Origin of the sequence: Geobacillus sp. 47C-IIb (assembly GCF_014679705.1) — a bacterium.
In the GTDB taxonomy this organism is placed as follows: Bacteria; Bacillota; Bacilli; order Bacillales; family Anoxybacillaceae; genus Geobacillus; species Geobacillus thermodenitrificans.
Window position 1 is genome coordinate 2,106,939 of record NZ_CP061473.1, and the last position, 17,666, is coordinate 2,124,604.

The window sequence follows — 17,666 nt, forward strand, 5'->3', positions numbered from 1 at the left end:
AACGGATATAGAAACCACTGTATGGATGAGATGAAGCAGGCGGAAAAAGCCTGCTTCATCTTTAGCAATCGAACTAACGTTTAAAATTATGTTAATAAACAACGATAAAAGGAATAATGATCAGCTTGTTTTAGAAAACATCAATGAATCAATAATATATATCAAAGTTGCATACCTCTTTCATACATCTAAAGTTCATAGTACACCTTATTTATATGTGATAAATCAGTCAGAAGAAATCGAGATTAGTACAGGGATGAAAAATCCTAAAGAACTAAGTCTTATGTTAATTGATGGAAGATTTCAGAGCAACCACCTAAAAATACACGAAGGTAACCAATTAGTGATGCAGATCCCCCATTGTCTCCAAGAGTGAATGGAAAAATTAGTTTTTCAACAACAATCCTTTGACATCATACTTCTAAAAGAGAGGCCATTTCGCCAGACACTGTACATTTCATCACAAAACCGAGAATCATAATGATTTACCATTGTTAGAAATATACCAAAGCTGGTCATATCATGGTTGAACTTAAGAAACAACAAAAAAGCAATAGTGATGGTTGGGCGTAAATATTAAAGAATTTTCCGAATCATTTTTGGAAGCCTTGTTTATCGTCGGATAAAGATTATCAGATTCATTTGAACGAAATGGTTAACCTAATATTTCACATCGTATACTATTTTTCTTTTTAAAAGATGCTTATACATACATATAAGGAGCATTCCTGTTAGAAGTTTTTTCGGGGACTTGAATAAAAAAAGCCCTCTTGGTATGATTCGGGGGTGTCAATCGCACGAATTGACCCCTAATTTGGATACCAAGGAGGACTATACATGAATTCTATCTCAAACAAGAAGATTAATCAAGTCACCGATCAAACGCTGGTTGTTGGGATGGATATCGCAAAGAAAAAACATTATGCCTGCTTTGTGGATGAGCGAGGGAGGGTGTTAAAAAAGCCGTTTCCCGTTCTGCAATCGAGAGAAGGATTGGAATGGTTGTACCAGTGTATCGTAGAAGCCATGAAGGAATTTGGAAAAACCGAGGTGATCGTTGGCATCGAGCCAACGGGACATTATTGGCTGAATCTCGCCTATTTTCTTGATGAGAAAGGCATCCCTCTCGTCATGACAAACCCGATGCACGTGAAGCGATCGAAAGAGCTGGACGATAACCTTCCAACCAAGCATGATGCGAAAGATGCGCTCGTCATTGCCCGGTTAGTGAAAGACGGCCGATTCAGCTATCCGCGTATTCTGAAAGGGATGGAGGCGGAGCTGCGCGTTGGAGCGACATTTCGCTCCAAATTGGTGGAAGAACAGGGAGCAGTTCGAAATCAAATGATTCGCTGGCTTGATCGATATTTTCCGGAGTTTTCCCAAGTCTTCCCGTCATTTGGGAAAATGGCGCTCGCGGTGCTGGAATATACGCCATTTCCGAGTGATCTGGCAGGAAAAGAACTGGAAGAGGTGCTGGCCCTTTACCGGCAAAGTGAGGGATTACAATCGCCACAAAAACCGAAAGCGAAGAAGTTGATGGAATTGGCCCAACACTCCATTGGCGTAACGGAAGGACAACAGATGGCCCGTATCGAAATTGCCACGCTTGTCCGCCGGTACCGCCAACTGGAAGAAGAAATCGAGGCACTGACAGAGCAGCTGATCGAACTCGTACAGACATCGGTCGAGTACGAATGGTTGAAGACCGTTCCGGGCTTAGGCGATGCGACCATCGTAGAATTGTTATCAGAGATCGGGAGTTTCTCCCATTATCAGGATCCGCGGCAGCTTATCAAATTAGCGGGCCTGACGCTGCGGGAACATTCCTCCGGCCAACACAAAGGGCAAAAACGGATCTCGAAGCGTGGAAGAAGGCGGTTGCGCGCCCTCCTCTTCCGCGTGATGATGCCGATGATCCGCCACAACGAAGCGTTTCGGCAGCTGCACGACTATTACACGACACGTCCTGATAATCCGTTGCGGAAGAAGCAATCGATTGTGGTGTTATGCGGAAAATTATTGAAGGTATTGCACGCTGTATGTACGAAGCACCAAGCGTTCGATGCGAAGCGAATGATGCAGGACATCTTTGGCCTCGAAACGGCTGCTTGATGCCTATAGTCTCGATTCTCTAGACAACAAGGATGACACGGAGAAGCTGGCGCGATATCATCCATTCGACCTTGAGTCCCTAAAGGAGCTTAGCCGGCCTCTGCCTGATGACTAGACCGAACGAAGGAATGTAGGCACAAGGATGCCAAGAGACATGGGAGGGTTCGTCATCATCAGCGATGCAGAGATCCACGGTGCATCCCATACGCTTCCTCCACTACAACCAAATTTAACCAGTAGTGGCCGCGAAGCGTACCCAGTCAATGTAAGATATACACATATTTAAGAAATAATGTTAGAATCTTTGTCGAAAAATATTTTTTTGACACCCCTGAGACGGCTACAACCGTTGATATATCAACATTTATAGAGGGAGGGTTTTTATGAAGGATATCCGAATGACGGTGGTCCTTACGTTGTTGTTGCTATTGGTGCTAGTTGGCTGTGCCAAACCGAAAGTGGAGCAAACGGTAAAATTAGGTGGTGCGGTCAAAACAATCGGTGACCTAGTGGTGCTAAGCGGAAACAGCAATCTGCCAAAAGGCGCCGTCGTGCAAATTGTGATGAAAGAAATCGAGGGGGGCAAACAGGTACTCGAGGAAAAAGTAAACGTTGGGGAAGACGGAAGTTATTCATGGAGCGCGAAAAGACCGGAGCGAGCTAAGGAATATGAGCTGGATGTGATGTTTTTGCCAGAACTGCAGCCGAAGCACGTAAAAGAGAAGTATGGTGAAAAGGGAGAGCTTATCAAAAAAGACTCGTCGGGCAGAGTAGAATATCAAACAGACGGACAAACCTATGTAGGAATTAAAATGTATGACCGCATCTTGAAAATAGGCGATGGAATGGGAGGACAGCAATCCATGTTAGCAGAAACATTGCCTCCCCCGGCACCATCTTATTAAAATGCAAGCACTGGCAGCTTACAGCCGAAAGGAACATCAAGCAATCGGTTGCCCATGCTCCGAAGGAGGGGGATCAGCCTTATGAAGAAATGGAAACTCGCCTTGACGGTGCTGGCGGATTTGTTGCTTACCATTTTCACGATTATGGCGATTATCGCGTTTGCGCAAAGCTATTCCTTGTTTCCGAGCCCGCAAATGGTCACGGTATTTTGGCAGCAATTTCAGCAGCTGTTTTGGAGCTTTTTTTCTATTCGTGATATAACGGTTTCGCTCTCGCAATGGCACAATGCTCCCCTGCTCTCAACGATGATGGAGCCGTATGCCTATTCCCTTATTATTTTATGGGGGGCGCTGGCTGTTTCCTTCCTTATAGCCGTTACGGGAGCCTACATCTGCTTTTTGCTTCCGCGTCCGCTGCAAAAAATGGTGAAAGGAATCGCGTTTTTTCTTGAGTCGATCCCCGATGTTATTTTTATTTTTTCTACGCAACTGTTTGTCATCTGGGTGTTTAAAAAGACAGATTTGCTTATTGTCAATCCTGTTGCCGGTTTTGACAATGTATACGTGCTGCCGATTGTCATGATTTCCATTTTGCCTTCCATTCTGCTGTTCCAAATGACATTTCTTGCGTTTACGGAGGAAAAAGACAAGCCATACGTCGAATATGCGCTAGCGAAAGGATTGTCAAAAACGGCAGTGCTATGGCGCCATATGTTCCGCAACGCGCTGATCACCGTGTTTTCTAACGTCCAATATTTGTTTTGGTTTATGCTGTCGAACTTGTTAGTGGCGGAATATTTGTTTAATATGCATGGATTTTTCCGGTTTTTGTATGAGCAGCGCCATACGCCGGAAGTAGTGGCTATCGGTCTTGCCATGCTGTTTTTGCCGTTTTACATCATTGATGTGGCCGGGAAACGAGTGATTGCTTATTTGACGGGAATCGAGAGGGGGGTAGCGTGATGCGCGCATTCCGCAACGTTTATTTTACGACAGGGTTTATCATCGCGGCCGGTCTATTGCTGGCCAGTTTTTTATATTCTTATTGGCTGAAAGACATCATTCCACAGCCGCCGGAGCGGATCTACAATGAGGCTGGGCGGCTCGTTGACGTTCCTCCGTACCCGCCGAGCTGGGTCCATCCATTTGGCGTCGATCGCCAAGGCGAAGATGTGTTTTGGAAGGTCATCGATGGGGCGAAATATACGATTTTCACCGCATTGGCGGTCAGTTTGCTGCGGCTGGCGTTCGGGACGGTCGGCGGAATCATGTATGCTTTTTATTTACAGAAATTTCGTTTTATTGCCGAGTCCATCGTCCGCGCCTTTCGGTTTGTGCCGGCGATATTTTTAACGATGCTCTTTTTTGCTTTCATTCCATTGGAGGAGCAAGGAGCTGGAATGGGAGTGTTGATAAAACAACTATTGGTGCTTGCGGCTGTTGCGCTTCCGCCGTTAATGCTGGTCATCGGCAATGATATCGCTGTCTTTTTGCAAAATGAATTTGTCGTTTCTTCCCGGCTGATGGGAGCTGATAACGTTTGGCTCATCCGCAAGCACGTTCTCCCGTATATGCGGCCGCGGCTGTTTTTGCTGTTTACCCAGCAGACTGTGCAGTCGCTCTTGCTGCTTGTGCATCTCGGGGCGTTTCAAATATTGCTAGGAGGCGTAAAAGTTATATACGATTCCGATGGGTTGGGCCCTCCCGAGAAGGTGGCGTTCTCCCTTTCGAATGAATGGTCCGGCTTGATCGGTCTTTCCTATCGGGAAATGATGCTTGACCAATGGATTGTTGTCGGGCCGTGTGTGGCCTTTATCGTTGCGATTTTTGCCTTCAAATTAATGGGGAAAGGGTTAGAGCAAGTAATTGCTGGAAAAGGAAAACGGAAGCAGCGGAAAAAGCAATGGAGTTCATCGGGAAAACCTGCTTCTTTTCCGCCGCAGCAGAGCGACTTTGAATTTGTACTTTATAAATAAGCTATCCTGAAAATAAGTGATATGCAAAGGATATAAACTTGATAGTATGGGCAATACAGTTGATTTTAACAGAATATCCGAAAGAAGCCTTCCACCTCAAGGAATGTGAAGGGCGACAGCCCAGTAAGTAGTGGGAGATGAATTTCGGTTGGCGATAGCCAACGAATATGATAGTCTGGTTCGAACGGATACCTTCGAAGCGAAGGAAGCATAAAGGGTTCTTGTGTGTGGCTTACTGTTCAGCGAGCACGCATAAGTCGCTTGAAGCCTCCACCTCTAAACGAAGCGTAGGAGGTGGGTAGTTTACTACCATTCGGTATATTTTTAGACATAGGTAGGGATATTCCTTTCTCTGGAATGTGTTTTGGTCCAAATCAGAGAATGCCCTGCCTTTTTTCTTTTGTTCTAGCATATTCTTTATCCATCATCTTTCTTGTATTGGGGAAATTGTCTATTTATAAATCTGGAATGTATCCATGTGCAGCAAACAGAAAATCACATATAATTCAATTGATAATAATTATCATTTTTATTAATTTTGTTTTATAAGGGTATTAGATGAATAAAAGGTAATATAATCCTATTAGGCTGATTGACATAATGAAATTACCGATTCATGCTAACACCATTATCTATAGAATAGGGCCAATGTAGCGTTTGTTTGAAATGTATTGACAGGAAGATTCTGTCTATGTAGCATAGTTAGTGAATTGTTTTTTTGATAATGATAATCATTATCGGAAATGATGGTGGCCACTCCTATTTGTTTGGTTTCAAGTAACAATGTTCAATGCGGTTAGCTGAAATCAGCAAAGATAATCGGAAGGCTTGCTTCGTTGGTTGTCATCCATTGACCCATGAGTAAGAAAGGAGTGAAAAGAATGGATCAATGGGGAATAGCGGGAAAAGTGGCTCTTGTTACCGGCGCTGCCCAAGGAATTGGGGAGGCGGTAGTAAGGGCTTTTGTTAAGCATGGAGCACTAGTTGCGGCTGTTGACCGAAACGGTGGGCGGTTAGATGCTCTTGTTTCTGAATTACAAGGACAAGGGTATCGGGTGCAATCGTTTTTAGCTGATGTAGCGAATCGCACGCAAGTGGATGAAGTAGTGGAGAAAGTGGAGCATAGTTTAGGTCCAATCGAGATTTTAGTTAATGTTGCCGGCATTTTGCGGACAGGGCCTGTCAGCAGCTTGGCGGATCAAGATTGGGAAGAGGTATTCAAGGTTAATGCGACCGGTGTTTTTTATGTGTCTCGTGCAGTGAGCCAGCGTATGATTCCTCGGCGCTCAGGCGCGATTGTCACAGTAAGCTCAAACGCAGCGACGACACCACGGATGTCAATGGCTGCTTATGCAGCATCAAAAGCGGCCGCAACGATGTTTACGAAATGTCTTGGTTTAGAGTTAGCTCCTTATCACATTCGCTGCAACGTCGTTTCTCCTGGTTCGACTGAAACGGATATGCAGCGAGCGATGTGGACAGATGACAATGGGGCCAATAAAGTGATCGCTGGCTCATTAGAGGAATACCGCCTTGGCATTCCTTTGAAAAAGCTGGCACAGCCTTCAGATATTGCTGATGCGGTTCTATTCCTTGCTTCTGAGCAATCACGCCATATTACACTGCATGATCTCAGAGTAGATGGAGGCGCTACGTTGGATTCATAACATTCCATGGAGGGAACGACGGATGCAAACCAAAACAATGAATCGTGCTACCGCTGAACAGCTGCTCGCTGAATATAAAGCGGGGACATCGTTTTTTCTAGCTTCGCCGCGTCACACTCTGTTAGCCCAAGGAATGGCTGCGGTGGTGCCAACGACTGGCTATGAGAATGAAAAAGCACAAATAATTGATCATATCAAACAAGTGTTAAAAAGGGTAAAACAGCAGGGAATTAGCAATCATCCTATAGCTGTGGGCGCCATTCCTTTTGACCATTTGTATCCCGCTCAATTGGTGGTTCCTTCAGAAGTGGAATGGGCCGGTCCTCTGTCCTTTGGTCAATGGAAGGTGCCGATTGAACAACAGGTAGATCAAGAATATGAGGTAACCCCCATTCCGTCACCAGAGGGTTATAAGGATGCGGTGGAACAAGGATTGCAGCGCATCAAAGCAGGGGATCTTCGCAAAATTGTTTTATCAAGATCCCTTCAGCTGACTTCAGCCCAAAAGGTTGATATTCCGCGGCTTTTGCGGCAGCTGGCTGTACATAATCCAACAGGCTATACATTTGCCATGGCCTTGCCAGATCGAGTTGGACGTACTGATGAAGTAACCCACGAAATCACAGGGAATCGCACGCTTGTTGGAGCAAGCCCGGAGCTGCTTGTTGCCAAATCTGGTATGCAGGTGATCGCGAATCCATTAGCAGGTTCAGCGCCTCGCAGCAACGATCCAGAGGAAGATCGGCGACGCGCTCAGGAGCTTCTGTCTTCAGAGAAAAATCGCCATGAGCACGCAGTTGTCATCGAAGCAGTAGCAAATGCGCTCAGACCGTTTTGCAAGACATTGGATGTGCCGGAAGAGCCTTCGCTCATTCATACAGAAACGATGTGGCATTTATCCACGGTTATTCGTGGCGAACTGTCTTCATCGTCGATTACTTCGCTTGATTTGGCGTTTGCGCTTCATCCGACCCCAGCGGTTTGCGGGACACCGACACCCGTAGCGAAGCAGGCCATTCAAGAGATTGAACCGTTTGAACGCGGCTTTTTTACCGGAATGGTAGGATGGTGCAACGAAGAGGGAGATGGAGAATGGATCGTGACAATTCGTTGTGCCGAAATTGAAGATCGTACCCTTCGTTTGTTTGCCGGTGCTGGTGTTGTAGAAGGATCGAAGCCGGAGGAAGAATTGGCGGAAACATCGGCTAAGTTTCGCACCATGTTGTTAGCGATGGGATTACATGACGACATTCTGAAGTAAAGTATGGAGGAGAAAGCCATGTTAAGCGGATGCGTTGCGTGGCCAAAAGAATTGGCAGATTTTTATCGTAAGGAAGGATGCTGGGCTGGTGAAACGTTCGGCGGTATGTTGCGGCAACGAGCCATGAAACATGGTGAACGGATTGCCGCCACCTCTCGAAAAAGAAAGCTTACATATCAAGAGCTTGATCAGCGAGCCGATCAGCTTGCGGCGGGATTTTATCAGATGGGGATTCGCCCGAAGGATCGCGTGGTTCTTCAATTGCCTAATCAAGTAGAATTTTTTGAAGTATGTTTTGCCTTATTCCGATTGGGTGCACTCCCTGTCTTTGCCTTGCCTTCCCATCGATTCAGTGAAATTCGCTATTTTTGTGAGTTTAGTGAAGCGGTTGCCTATATTATTGCTGATCAGCATGCGGGATTTGATTTTCGAGCACTTGCCCGGCAGGTAAAGAAAGCTGTTCCAACGTTGAAGCATGTCATTGTCGCAGGAGAAGCAGAAGAGTTTCGATCATTAGAAGACTTGTTTATCGAGCCAATGGAGCTCCCTATTGTCCGTTCTAGCGATGTTGCGTTCTTTCAATTGTCGGGCGGCAGTACAGGGTTATCAAAAATGATTCCGCGCACTCATGATGATTATATTTACAGTTTGCGCATGAGTGCGGAAATTTGCCGGTTAAATCAAGACAGCATCTACCTTGCTGTTCTGCCAATGGCTCATAACTTCCCGCTTAGCTCACCAGGAGTGCTAGGAACGTTGTATGCTGGCGGAAAAGTGGTGTTATCGGAAAGCCCTAGCCCAGATGAAGCGTTTCCTCTGATTCAACAGGAGGAGGTCACCATTACGGCGCTTGTGCCGCCACTCGTTTGGATTTGGCTTGATGCCGCGTCTTCGCGGCAATATGATTTATCAAGCTTACAAGTATTGCAGGTCGGCGGCGCTAAATTTAGTGCAGAGGTGGCCAAAAGAGTCCAGCCTGTGTTGGGTTGCAAACTGCAGCAAGTATACGGCATGGCTGAAGGGCTCGTGAATTATACGAGATTAGACGATCCAGAGGAAATTGTGATTCATACGCAAGGAAAGCCGATGTCACCATACGATGAAATCCGAATTGTTGATGAGGAAGACCGCGAAGTGGAGCCGGGAGAGGTGGGGGAACTGCTAACAAGGGGACCTTATACGATCCGCGGCTATTACAAAGCGGAGGAGTATAATGCAAAAGCGTTTACTTCTGATGGATTTTACCGAACAGGTGATTTAGTGCGAATGACTCCGTCCGGTTACTTGGTGGTAGAAGGACGCGTAAAAGATCAGATTAACCGGGGCGGTGAAAAAATCGCTGCTGAGGAAATGGAACATCACCTTCTTGCTCATCCTGCGGTGCGTGATGCGGCGATTGTCTCTATGCCTGATGAATTTCTTGGTGAACGGTCATGCGCGTTTATTATTCCGCGTGATGCGTCCTTGAAAGCGACCGAATTGAGAGCATTTTTGCGCGAACGTGGGGTAGCTGCCTTTAAAATACCGGATCGAATTGAGTTTGTTGATTCATTTCCAAAGACACCTGTTGGAAAAATTAACAAAAGAGAATTGCGCAAAATGATTGCCGAAAAGCTGCAAGCATCTCAAAACACAACGGTATAACGCTGAGAAAGGAAGTGGTCATATGGGCATTCCAGCTATTCCAGCTTATCCAATGCCTTCGTTGTCAGAATTACCAAAAAATAAAGTGTTATGGAAACTTGACCCTAAGCGGGCTGTTTTATTGATCCATGATATGCAAAATTATTTTCTTGACGCTTTTACTCCCAATGCGTCTCCTTTAGTAGAGCTTGTAAGCCATATTCAACAGATTAAACGGGAATGCAAAAAGTTAGGAATACCTGTCGTTTACTCGGCACAGCCAGGAGGGCAAACTCCGGAAGAGCGCGGATTGCTTCAAGATTTTTGGGGAAAGGGCATTGCCGACGATTCTTATCAAAAAGGCATTATTGATGATCTAGCGCCAGATGACGACGATATCGTTCTGACCAAATGGCGGTATAGCGCATTCAAAAAGACGCCCCTTTCTGAAATCTTAAAAGAACAAGGGAGAGATCAGTTAATTATTTGCGGAGTTTACGCTCATATTGGCTGCTTATTAACAGCTAGTGATGCTTTTATGCAAGATATCCAAGTCTTTTTTATCGCCGATGCAGTGGCTGATTTTTCGCGTGAACATCACCAAATGGCGATCCAGTATGCGGCCAGTCGTTGCGCATTTACCATGTCTACGCAGCAGCTTCTTGATGTGTTAAAAAGAACGCAAAATCCGTTGCCACTCAGCTTAGAAGATGTACGGCGCCAAGTAGCCGAGCTTCTGCAAGCAGAAGCAGCTGATCTTTCCGATCAAGAGAATTTAATCGACAGAGGATTGGACTCCATTCGCATAATGAGTTTGGTAGAAAAATGGAGAAGAGCAGGAGCAAAAGTGACCTTTGCGGATCTTGCTGCGCGGCCAACTCTTTCCGATTGGTGGAATTTATTATATTTTCCACGAGAAAAGGTGCTATCGAATCAAGATGCGTAGTATAAGGAGGCCGAATCCATGAATCAGCGTCTGCGTTTGCCTCTATCTGGGGCGCAAGCGGGTATTTGGTTTGCTCAACAGCTGGATCCAACCAATCCCATCTATAATACAGGAGAATACATCGAAATTCACGGGCCGGTTGATCCGGCTCGCTTTGAACAAGCATTGCGTCACGTGTTGGTTAAAGCAGAATCATTGCACGCTCAATTTGGTGAAGATGAAAATGGGCCATGGCAGATCATCGATCCTTCGTCGGATTTCCCATTTTATTTCATTGATATGAGTACAGCCACAAATCCGGAGTCTGAAGCGTTGCTTTGGATGAAAAAAGATCTATTGAAACCGGTCGATTTAACATGCGATCCGCTTTTTACGGAAGCGTTATTTAAGATTTCTGATCAGCGCTTTTTCTGGTATCAGCGCATTCATCATATTGCCATCGATGGCTTTGGCTTTTCGCTGATTGCCCAAAAAGTAGCGGAGACTTATACGGCGCTCATGAATGAGCGCGTGATAGATGATGACGTCTTTGCTTCATTTCGCGAAGTGATTGAAGAAGAGGAGGTTTATCATGCTTCTGAGCAATATGGACGTGACCGTCAATTTTGGCTAGAGCGTTTTCGAGATCAGCCTGAAGCCGTAAGCCTTTCTGATCGAGCGGCGCGCGCTTCGCATACGTTTATTCGAAAAACCGTTCATTTATCTGTTGCTCAAACGGAACGGTTGAAACAGTCGGCTCAATATTGGAAAGCAGGATGGCATGAGCTTTTCCTTGCAGCAACTGCTCTTTATCTTCATCGGTTGACAGGCGCTACAGATGTGATTCTTGGCTTGCCGATGATGAATCGCTTAGGCTCCGTGGCATTGTATGTACCGGCTATGGTGATGAATCTTGTGCCGCTTCGTCTGCATCTGCATGCAGATATGAAAATGTCACAGCTATTAACCGTTGTTCGTCAAGAAATCAAAGAAATCAAGAAACATCATAAATATCGCCATGAGCAGCTGCGCCGCGATCTGAAACTATTAGGAGAAAATCAACGACTCTTTGGTGTGCAAGTCAATATTATGCCGTTTGACTATGGATTGCGATTTGACGGATATCAAGGGACTACACATAACCTTGCAGCCGGGCCTGTGGATGATTTGGCGATTAATGTCTACGATCGAACAGATGGAAATGGCCTAAGAATTGATTTTGATGCGAATCCGGAAATGTATCAAACTGATGACCTTGCCATTCATCAATCTAGGTTTTTACAGCTTTTGGAGACGCTCACATCGCTGCAAGAGGACGTGACCATTGGAAGTGTAGATGTGCTGCTTGAGCAAGAACGCCGCCAAGTAATTGAAATATGGAACGAGACGGCACAGCGTCATTCAGAAGAAAGCTTTTTACAGCTGTTTGAAAAACAAGCACAGCAGTATCCGGAAGCGATTGCGATCATTTGCGAAAGTCAGATGCTTTGTTATAAAGAGCTGAATGAACAAGCCAATCGTTTGGCCCGTTTACTTGTAGAAAAGGGAGCAGGCCCCGAACAGTATATAGCATTGGCTTTGCCACGTTCCATTGATATGGTGATCGCGATGCTAGCGGTGCTAAAAGCGGGTGCAGCTTATCTGCCGATTGATCCTGAATATCCAAAAGAGCGTTTAGCTTTTATGCTTGATGATGCTGAACCGCTTTGCATCATTACAAATTCAGCGACAAACCAGAAGTTATCGGCGATTTCTTCGTTGTCCATGATTGTGCTTGATCATCCAGAAACCGAAGAGGCAATCAAACGCTATCCTAGCACGAATGTTGGAAGTGAGCGCTCTGCTCTTCATCCGGCTTATGTGATTTATACGTCAGGCTCAACAGGAAAGCCAAAAGGAGTGGTTGTGCCATTCCAAAATCTAAATAACTTTTTATTTGCCATGCAAGACAAATTTAGGCTCAATGAGCGTGACCGCTGGCTGGCAGTGACAACGATTGCCTTTGATATTGCTGCTTTGGAAATCTTTCTCCCATTAATGAGCGGAGCAAGATTAATTGTAGCGAAAAAAGAAGCCGTTCAAGATCCGCAAACACTCGCTGCGCTGCTTTCTAAGGAAGAGATTACAATCATGCAGGCGACACCGACACTTTGGCATATGCTTGTGACGTATCATCCTGACAGCATCGCCAGGTTGAGGGTGCTTGTTGGGGGAGAGGCATTGCTAAGCAGCCTTGCATCAGCTTTGGATCAGCTCGGATGCGAGATCACGAATTTATACGGACCAACAGAGACAACGATATGGTCCACGATGGCGACTTTGCAGCAGGATGACATTCATGCTCCTGTGATCGGTAAACCTATTTGGAATACACAAGTGTATGTTTTGGATCGCCATCTGCAGCCTGTTCCTCCTGGAGTAGTTGGTGAATTATATATTGCTGGTGAGGGGGTAGCGAGAGGATATTTGAAACGGCCGGATTTGACTGCCGAACGTTTTGTCGCTAATCCATACGGTCCACCAGGCAGTCGAATGTACCGGACAGGGGATCTTGTGCGCTGGCGCAAGGATGGCTCTTTAGATTATATCGGGCGTGTTGATTATCAAGTGAAGCTGCGTGGCTTCCGCATTGAGATCGGTGAAATTGAAGCCGTATTAACCAAATACGATGAGGTAGAACGGGCGATAGTCGTGGCTCGTGAAGATCATCCAGGCGATCCAAGATTGGTGGCTTATCTCATTCCTTGCGACCCAAAAGGATCGCTTGATCTGGCTGAACTGCGGCATTATGTCAGTGAAAAGCTGCCAGACTATATGGTCCCATCGTCCTTTATGATTTTAGAAGAATTTCCACTTACTCCAAACGGAAAAATTGATCGCAAGGCGCTGCCGGTTCCCGATTGGACGATGACAATGAAGGGACGCAAGCCTCGAACACCGCAAGAAGAAATTTTATGTGAGCTTTTTGCTGAAGTGCTTGATTTGTCAGCAGTGGGTATTGACGATAACTTCTTTGAACTGGGAGGCCATTCGTTGCTCGCTGCGCGTTTAATCAGCCGCATCCGCGATGTGTTGGGCGTGGAGTTGGCCATCGGCAAGCTGTTTGAATCACCGACAGTGGCGAGCCTTGTTCATCATCTAAAAGAAGCAGCATACGGGAAACCACCAGTGAAAGCATATGCTCATAAAGACAAAATTCCTCTATCATTTGCTCAGCGACGTTTATGGTTTTTACATCATTTAGAAGGTCCAAGCCCTACGTATAATATACCGGTCGTTGTGCATTTAACAGGTGAGCTTCAGATTGCTGCTTTGCAACAAGCTTTATATGATGTGGTGGAACGGCATGAAACGTTACGTACGATTTTTCCAGATCGTTCGGGTACTTCAAGGCAAATCGTTTTGGAACCGCATCATGCACGTCCAGAGCTGATCGTTCAAGAAGTTAGCGAAAATGAGTTATCTCGTGTGCTAGATGAAGCAGTGCGTTATAGCTTTGATTTAGCAAAAGAACCACCAATTCGAGCACAGCTATTTGTAATTGGAGAGTATCGATATGTGCTGTTGCTTTTAATGCACCATATTGCAGCAGACGGATGGTCGTTAACTCCTCTGACTCGTGACTTAGCTAGTGCTTATCACGCACATTGCCAGCAGCAAAAAGTAGATTGGCCACCTTTGCCGGTCACGTATGCTGACTATGCTCTTTGGCAGCAAGAATTTTTAGGAAACGAAAACCGTCCGGATCATCTCGTTGCGAAACAGTTGGATTACTGGAAGCAGACGCTTGCCGATTTACCTGAAGAACTGGAGTGGTCGACTGACTATCCGCGTCCTGCGGAGTCCAGTTATGAAGGCGGCGTTGTCGAATTCGAGCTCGATGCGGAGCTCCATCAACGGCTATTAGCTTTGGCACGTGAGAATAAAACAAGCTTATTTATGGTGCTTCAAGCGGGATTTGCTACTCTTCTCACCCGGTTGGGAGCGGGAACAGATATTCCAATTGGCAGTCCAATTGCAGGAAGAAATGACGATGCCTTGGAAGACCTTGTGGGAATGTTTGTTAATACGCTTGTGCTGCGTATGGATACATCGGGAAATCCGAGTTTTCGAGAACTGCTTGCTAGAGTGAAGCAAGTGAATCTATCCGCTTATGAAAATCAAGACGTGCCGTTTGAACGATTAGTAGAGATTTTAAATCCAGTTCGTTCTCGGGCCAAGCACCCACTATTTCAAGTCATGTTTGTATTTCACAATACACCGGAGCCAAAGCTGGAGTTGCAAGGGGTGGAAAGTCGATTAGAAGTTCGCAGTGTCGGCTCTGCCAAATTTGATTTGACGCTCGAGCTTCGCGAAAACCGGATGGAAGATGGCTCGCCGGCTGGATTAATAGGTTTATTTGAGTATAGCCGAGATTTATTCCAGCAGGAGACCGTTGAACGATTTGCCAAGCGGTTACGTCAGCTCCTTAAAGAAGTAGTGGAGAATCCTGAATTGCCGATTGGGCAAATTCATATGCTGCTGCCAGAAGAACATCAACTCCTTCTGAATCAATCAGAGCATCGTCAACCGCATATGTCTATGGAAACACTGCCAGCTTTATTTGAAAAACAAGTCGAACGAGTTCCAGATGCGACGGCTGTTGTTTTTGAAGATCAAAAACTTAGCTATACTGAGCTAAATAAAAAAGCAAATCGGTTGGCTCATTTTCTCATCAGTAAAGGAGTAGGTCCAGAAAGAGTAGTTGCTCTTGCGTTGCCGCGTTCATTGGAAATGGTGGTCAGCATTTTATCGGTATTGAAGGCAGGAGGCACTTACTTGCCTTTAGATCCGAATTATCCTGAAGAGCGCATTGCCTATATGATGGAAGATGCACAGCCGATGTATGTGATTACCAATCAGCAAATGGCAGTGAAGCTTCCGCATACGCCGAATGTGGAGCATATCGTAGTCGATGCGGAGCCTGTTATGAGACAAATTAGCCACTATCCAGAAACGAATCCGAATGATACGGATCGAATCGAAGCTTTGTCGCCATATCATATGGCTTATATCATCTATACCTCTGGTTCAACAGGAAAACCAAAAGGCGTAATGATTCCACATCAAAATGTAGTCCGGCTGTTCCATTCGACCGAGCATTGGTTCCAATTTTCGGAAAAGGATGTTTGGACATTATTCCATTCTTATGCGTTTGACTTCTCTGTTTGGGAGATTTGGGGACCGTTCTTATATGGCGGACGTCTTGTAGTTGTTCCACACCATGTAAGCCGTTCACCGAAGGAGTTTCTTCAATTGTTGGTCGAGCAAAACGTCACAGTTCTTAATCAAACGCCATCCGCTTTTTATCAGCTGATGCAGGCTGATCGGGAAAACAGCGAATTATCGAAGCAGCTTTCCTTGCGCTTTGTGATTTTTGGTGGAGAAGCATTGGAGTTGAGCCGTTTAGAAGATTGGTATGAGCGGCATCCTGAGGATCAGCCGAAACTGATTAATATGTACGGGATTACGGAGACGACGGTGCATGTCAGCTATATTGAATTGGATCGCACGGTTCTTTCTCTGAAAGGGAATAGCTTAATCGGTGGCAATATTCCTGATTTAGAGGTGTATTTATTAGATGATCATCTGCAGCCGGTTCCGCCTGGAGTGATTGGCGAGATGTATGTGGCTGGAGCTGGACTAGCAAGAGGATACTTAGGACGTCCTGATTTAACCGCTGAACGCTTTATTGCTAATCCATTTGGACCGCCGGGTTCAAGAATGTATCGGACGGGCGATTTAGCAAAATGGCGCATAGATGGGACGTTGGATTATATTGGCCGAATCGATCATCAAGTCAAAATTAGAGGCTATCGAATTGAGTTGGGAGAGATTGAGGCCGTTTTAGCAAAACATCCTCAAATTGCCCAAGTCGCCGTCATTGTTCGGGAAGATCAGTCGGGGGATAAACGGCTTGTGGCCTACATTGTGCCGGCAAAGGATGCCGAGTTTAAATCGTCCGAGTTGCGGAAATATGTTGCGGCTAGCCTGCCTGATTATATGATTCCATCCGCTTTTGTCATGATCGAAGCTTTGCCGTTAACTCCAAATGGTAAATTGGATCGCAAAGCGTTACCAATGCCTGATTTATCGATCGAAGTAAGTGGGCGCGGGCCACGAACACCTCAAGAGGAGATGTTATGTGATCTCTTTACGGAGATACTCCGCTTACCGCGTGTCGGCATTGACGATGGATTCTTTGAACTTGGGGGCCATTCACTTTTGGCCGTTCAGTTAATGAGTCGTATTCGTGAGACGTTTGGAGTTGAGTTGAGCATTGGTGATTTATTTGAAGCTCCTACCGTTGCGGGCCTTGCTGAGAAGTTAGAAATGGGAAGCAGTCATCATGCTTTAGATATATTGTTGCCATTGCGAGCTTCCGGTACAAAGCCTCCACTATTTTGCGTACACCCAGCGGGAGGTCTTAGCTGGTGCTATGCAGGATTGATGACATCGATCGGAACGGAATATCCAATATACGGATTACAGGCTCGAGGGATTGCGAAAGCTGAGCGATTGCCAGAGACATTAGATGAGATGGCTGCGGATTATATTGAGCAAATAAAGACAGTCCAGCCGAAAGGACCATATTACTTATTAGGATGGTCGCTAGGTGGAAATGTCGTACATGCAATGGCGACACAGCTGCAGCAGCAAGGAGACGAGATTGCCCTTCTAGTGATGTTAGACGCATACCCTAGCCACTTTTTACCGATTGCTAAGGCCCCGGATGAGCAAGAGGCTTTGATTGCATTGCTCGCTTTAGGGGGATATGATCCGGATAACATGGATGGGAAGCCGTTGAATTTGGAAAATACGATTGAGATGCTTCGGAGTGACGGTAGTGCGCTAGCTAGCTTAGAAGAGTCAACCATCTTCAATCTTAAAAATACGTATGTCAATTCTGTCCGGATTTTAAGTGAATATATGCCGCGGCGCTATAAGGGAGATCTCCTATTCTTTCGTTCAACCGTTATTCCAGAATGGTTTGACCCAATTGAGCCGGAGGCATGGCTGCCATATATCGATGGTCGAATCATTCAATATGATATCGAATGCCGTCATAAGGATATGTGCCAGCCTGGTCCATTGGCTGAAATTGGCCGCATTCTTGCTGATCAATTAAGAAAGAAAGTGATTTCAGTCCGATGA

Annotated in this window: 9 protein-coding genes; all 9 read left to right on the forward strand. The window is 45.7% G+C overall.

Features of this window, described 5'->3' with window-relative positions:
- Positions 1-837 precede the first annotated feature (837 nt).
- The 9 genes from IC804_RS10765 to IC804_RS10805 all read left to right on the forward strand — a co-directional run bounded on the left by IC804_RS10765 (position 838) and on the right by IC804_RS10805 (position 17,666).
- On the forward strand, positions 838-2,115 hold the full coding sequence (locus IC804_RS10765; RefSeq protein ID WP_087959846.1) for an IS110 family RNA-guided transposase: 1,278 nt from the start codon (positions 838-840) through the stop codon (positions 2,113-2,115).
- Between the two features lie 383 nt (positions 2,116-2,498).
- Positions 2,499-3,020, forward strand: coding sequence for a hypothetical protein (locus tag IC804_RS10770; RefSeq protein ID WP_008881522.1), 522 nt, complete (start codon positions 2,499-2,501; stop codon positions 3,018-3,020).
- Positions 3,021-3,101: 81 nt separating this feature from the next.
- Positions 3,102-3,983 carry an ABC transporter permease subunit gene (locus tag IC804_RS10775; RefSeq protein ID WP_069303957.1) on the forward strand — a complete coding sequence of 294 codons (882 nt, stop codon included), beginning with the start codon at positions 3,102-3,104 and terminating at the stop codon, positions 3,981-3,983.
- The gene (locus tag IC804_RS10780; protein ID WP_008881520.1) at positions 3,983-4,996 is read left to right on the forward strand and encodes an ABC transporter permease; all 1,014 of its coding nucleotides are present in this window, start codon (positions 3,983-3,985) and stop codon (positions 4,994-4,996) included. The genes IC804_RS10775 and IC804_RS10780 overlap by 1 nt, the downstream gene beginning before the upstream one ends.
- Positions 4,997-5,877: 881 nt before the next feature.
- Positions 5,878-6,663 (forward strand): 2,3-dihydro-2,3-dihydroxybenzoate dehydrogenase, encoded by a 786-nt coding sequence (locus IC804_RS10785; protein WP_029761586.1) that lies wholly within the window; start codon positions 5,878-5,880, stop codon positions 6,661-6,663.
- Positions 6,664-6,685: 22 nt separating this feature from the next.
- On the forward strand, positions 6,686-7,924 hold the full coding sequence (gene dhbC / locus IC804_RS10790; RefSeq protein ID WP_029761585.1) for an isochorismate synthase DhbC: 1,239 nt from the start codon (positions 6,686-6,688) through the stop codon (positions 7,922-7,924).
- 18 nt (positions 7,925-7,942) lie between these two features.
- Positions 7,943-9,568 carry a (2,3-dihydroxybenzoyl)adenylate synthase gene (locus tag IC804_RS10795; protein ID WP_081157218.1) on the forward strand — a complete coding sequence of 542 codons (1,626 nt, stop codon included), beginning with the start codon at positions 7,943-7,945 and terminating at the stop codon, positions 9,566-9,568.
- Between the two features lie 22 nt (positions 9,569-9,590).
- Positions 9,591-10,493, forward strand: coding sequence for an isochorismatase (locus IC804_RS10800; RefSeq protein WP_029761583.1), 903 nt, complete (start codon positions 9,591-9,593; stop codon positions 10,491-10,493).
- A gap of 18 nt (positions 10,494-10,511) precedes the next feature.
- Complete coding sequence (locus tag IC804_RS10805; protein ID WP_029761582.1) at positions 10,512-17,666, forward strand: amino acid adenylation domain-containing protein; 7,155 nt, start codon at positions 10,512-10,514, stop codon at positions 17,664-17,666.

What these genes read in the sequence shown, in the direction of transcription:
- IC804_RS10780 (WP_008881520.1), top strand. Translation starts at nt 3,983, where the DNA reads ATGCGCGCATTCCGCAACGTTTATTTTACGACAGGGTTTATCATCGCG.
- IC804_RS10785 (WP_029761586.1), top strand. Translation starts at nt 5,878, where the DNA reads ATGGATCAATGGGGAATAGCGGGAAAAGTGGCTCTTGTTACCGGCGCT.
- IC804_RS10805 (WP_029761582.1), top strand. Translation starts at nt 10,512, where the DNA reads ATGAATCAGCGTCTGCGTTTGCCTCTATCTGGGGCGCAAGCGGGTATT.
- IC804_RS10795 (WP_081157218.1), top strand. Translation starts at nt 7,943, where the DNA reads ATGTTAAGCGGATGCGTTGCGTGGCCAAAAGAATTGGCAGATTTTTAT.
- IC804_RS10765 (WP_087959846.1), top strand. Translation starts at nt 838, where the DNA reads ATGAATTCTATCTCAAACAAGAAGATTAATCAAGTCACCGATCAAACG.
- IC804_RS10775 (WP_069303957.1), top strand. Translation starts at nt 3,102, where the DNA reads ATGAAGAAATGGAAACTCGCCTTGACGGTGCTGGCGGATTTGTTGCTT.
- IC804_RS10770 (WP_008881522.1), top strand. Translation starts at nt 2,499, where the DNA reads ATGAAGGATATCCGAATGACGGTGGTCCTTACGTTGTTGTTGCTATTG.
- IC804_RS10800 (WP_029761583.1), top strand. Translation starts at nt 9,591, where the DNA reads ATGGGCATTCCAGCTATTCCAGCTTATCCAATGCCTTCGTTGTCAGAA.
- dhbC (WP_029761585.1), top strand. Translation starts at nt 6,686, where the DNA reads ATGCAAACCAAAACAATGAATCGTGCTACCGCTGAACAGCTGCTCGCT.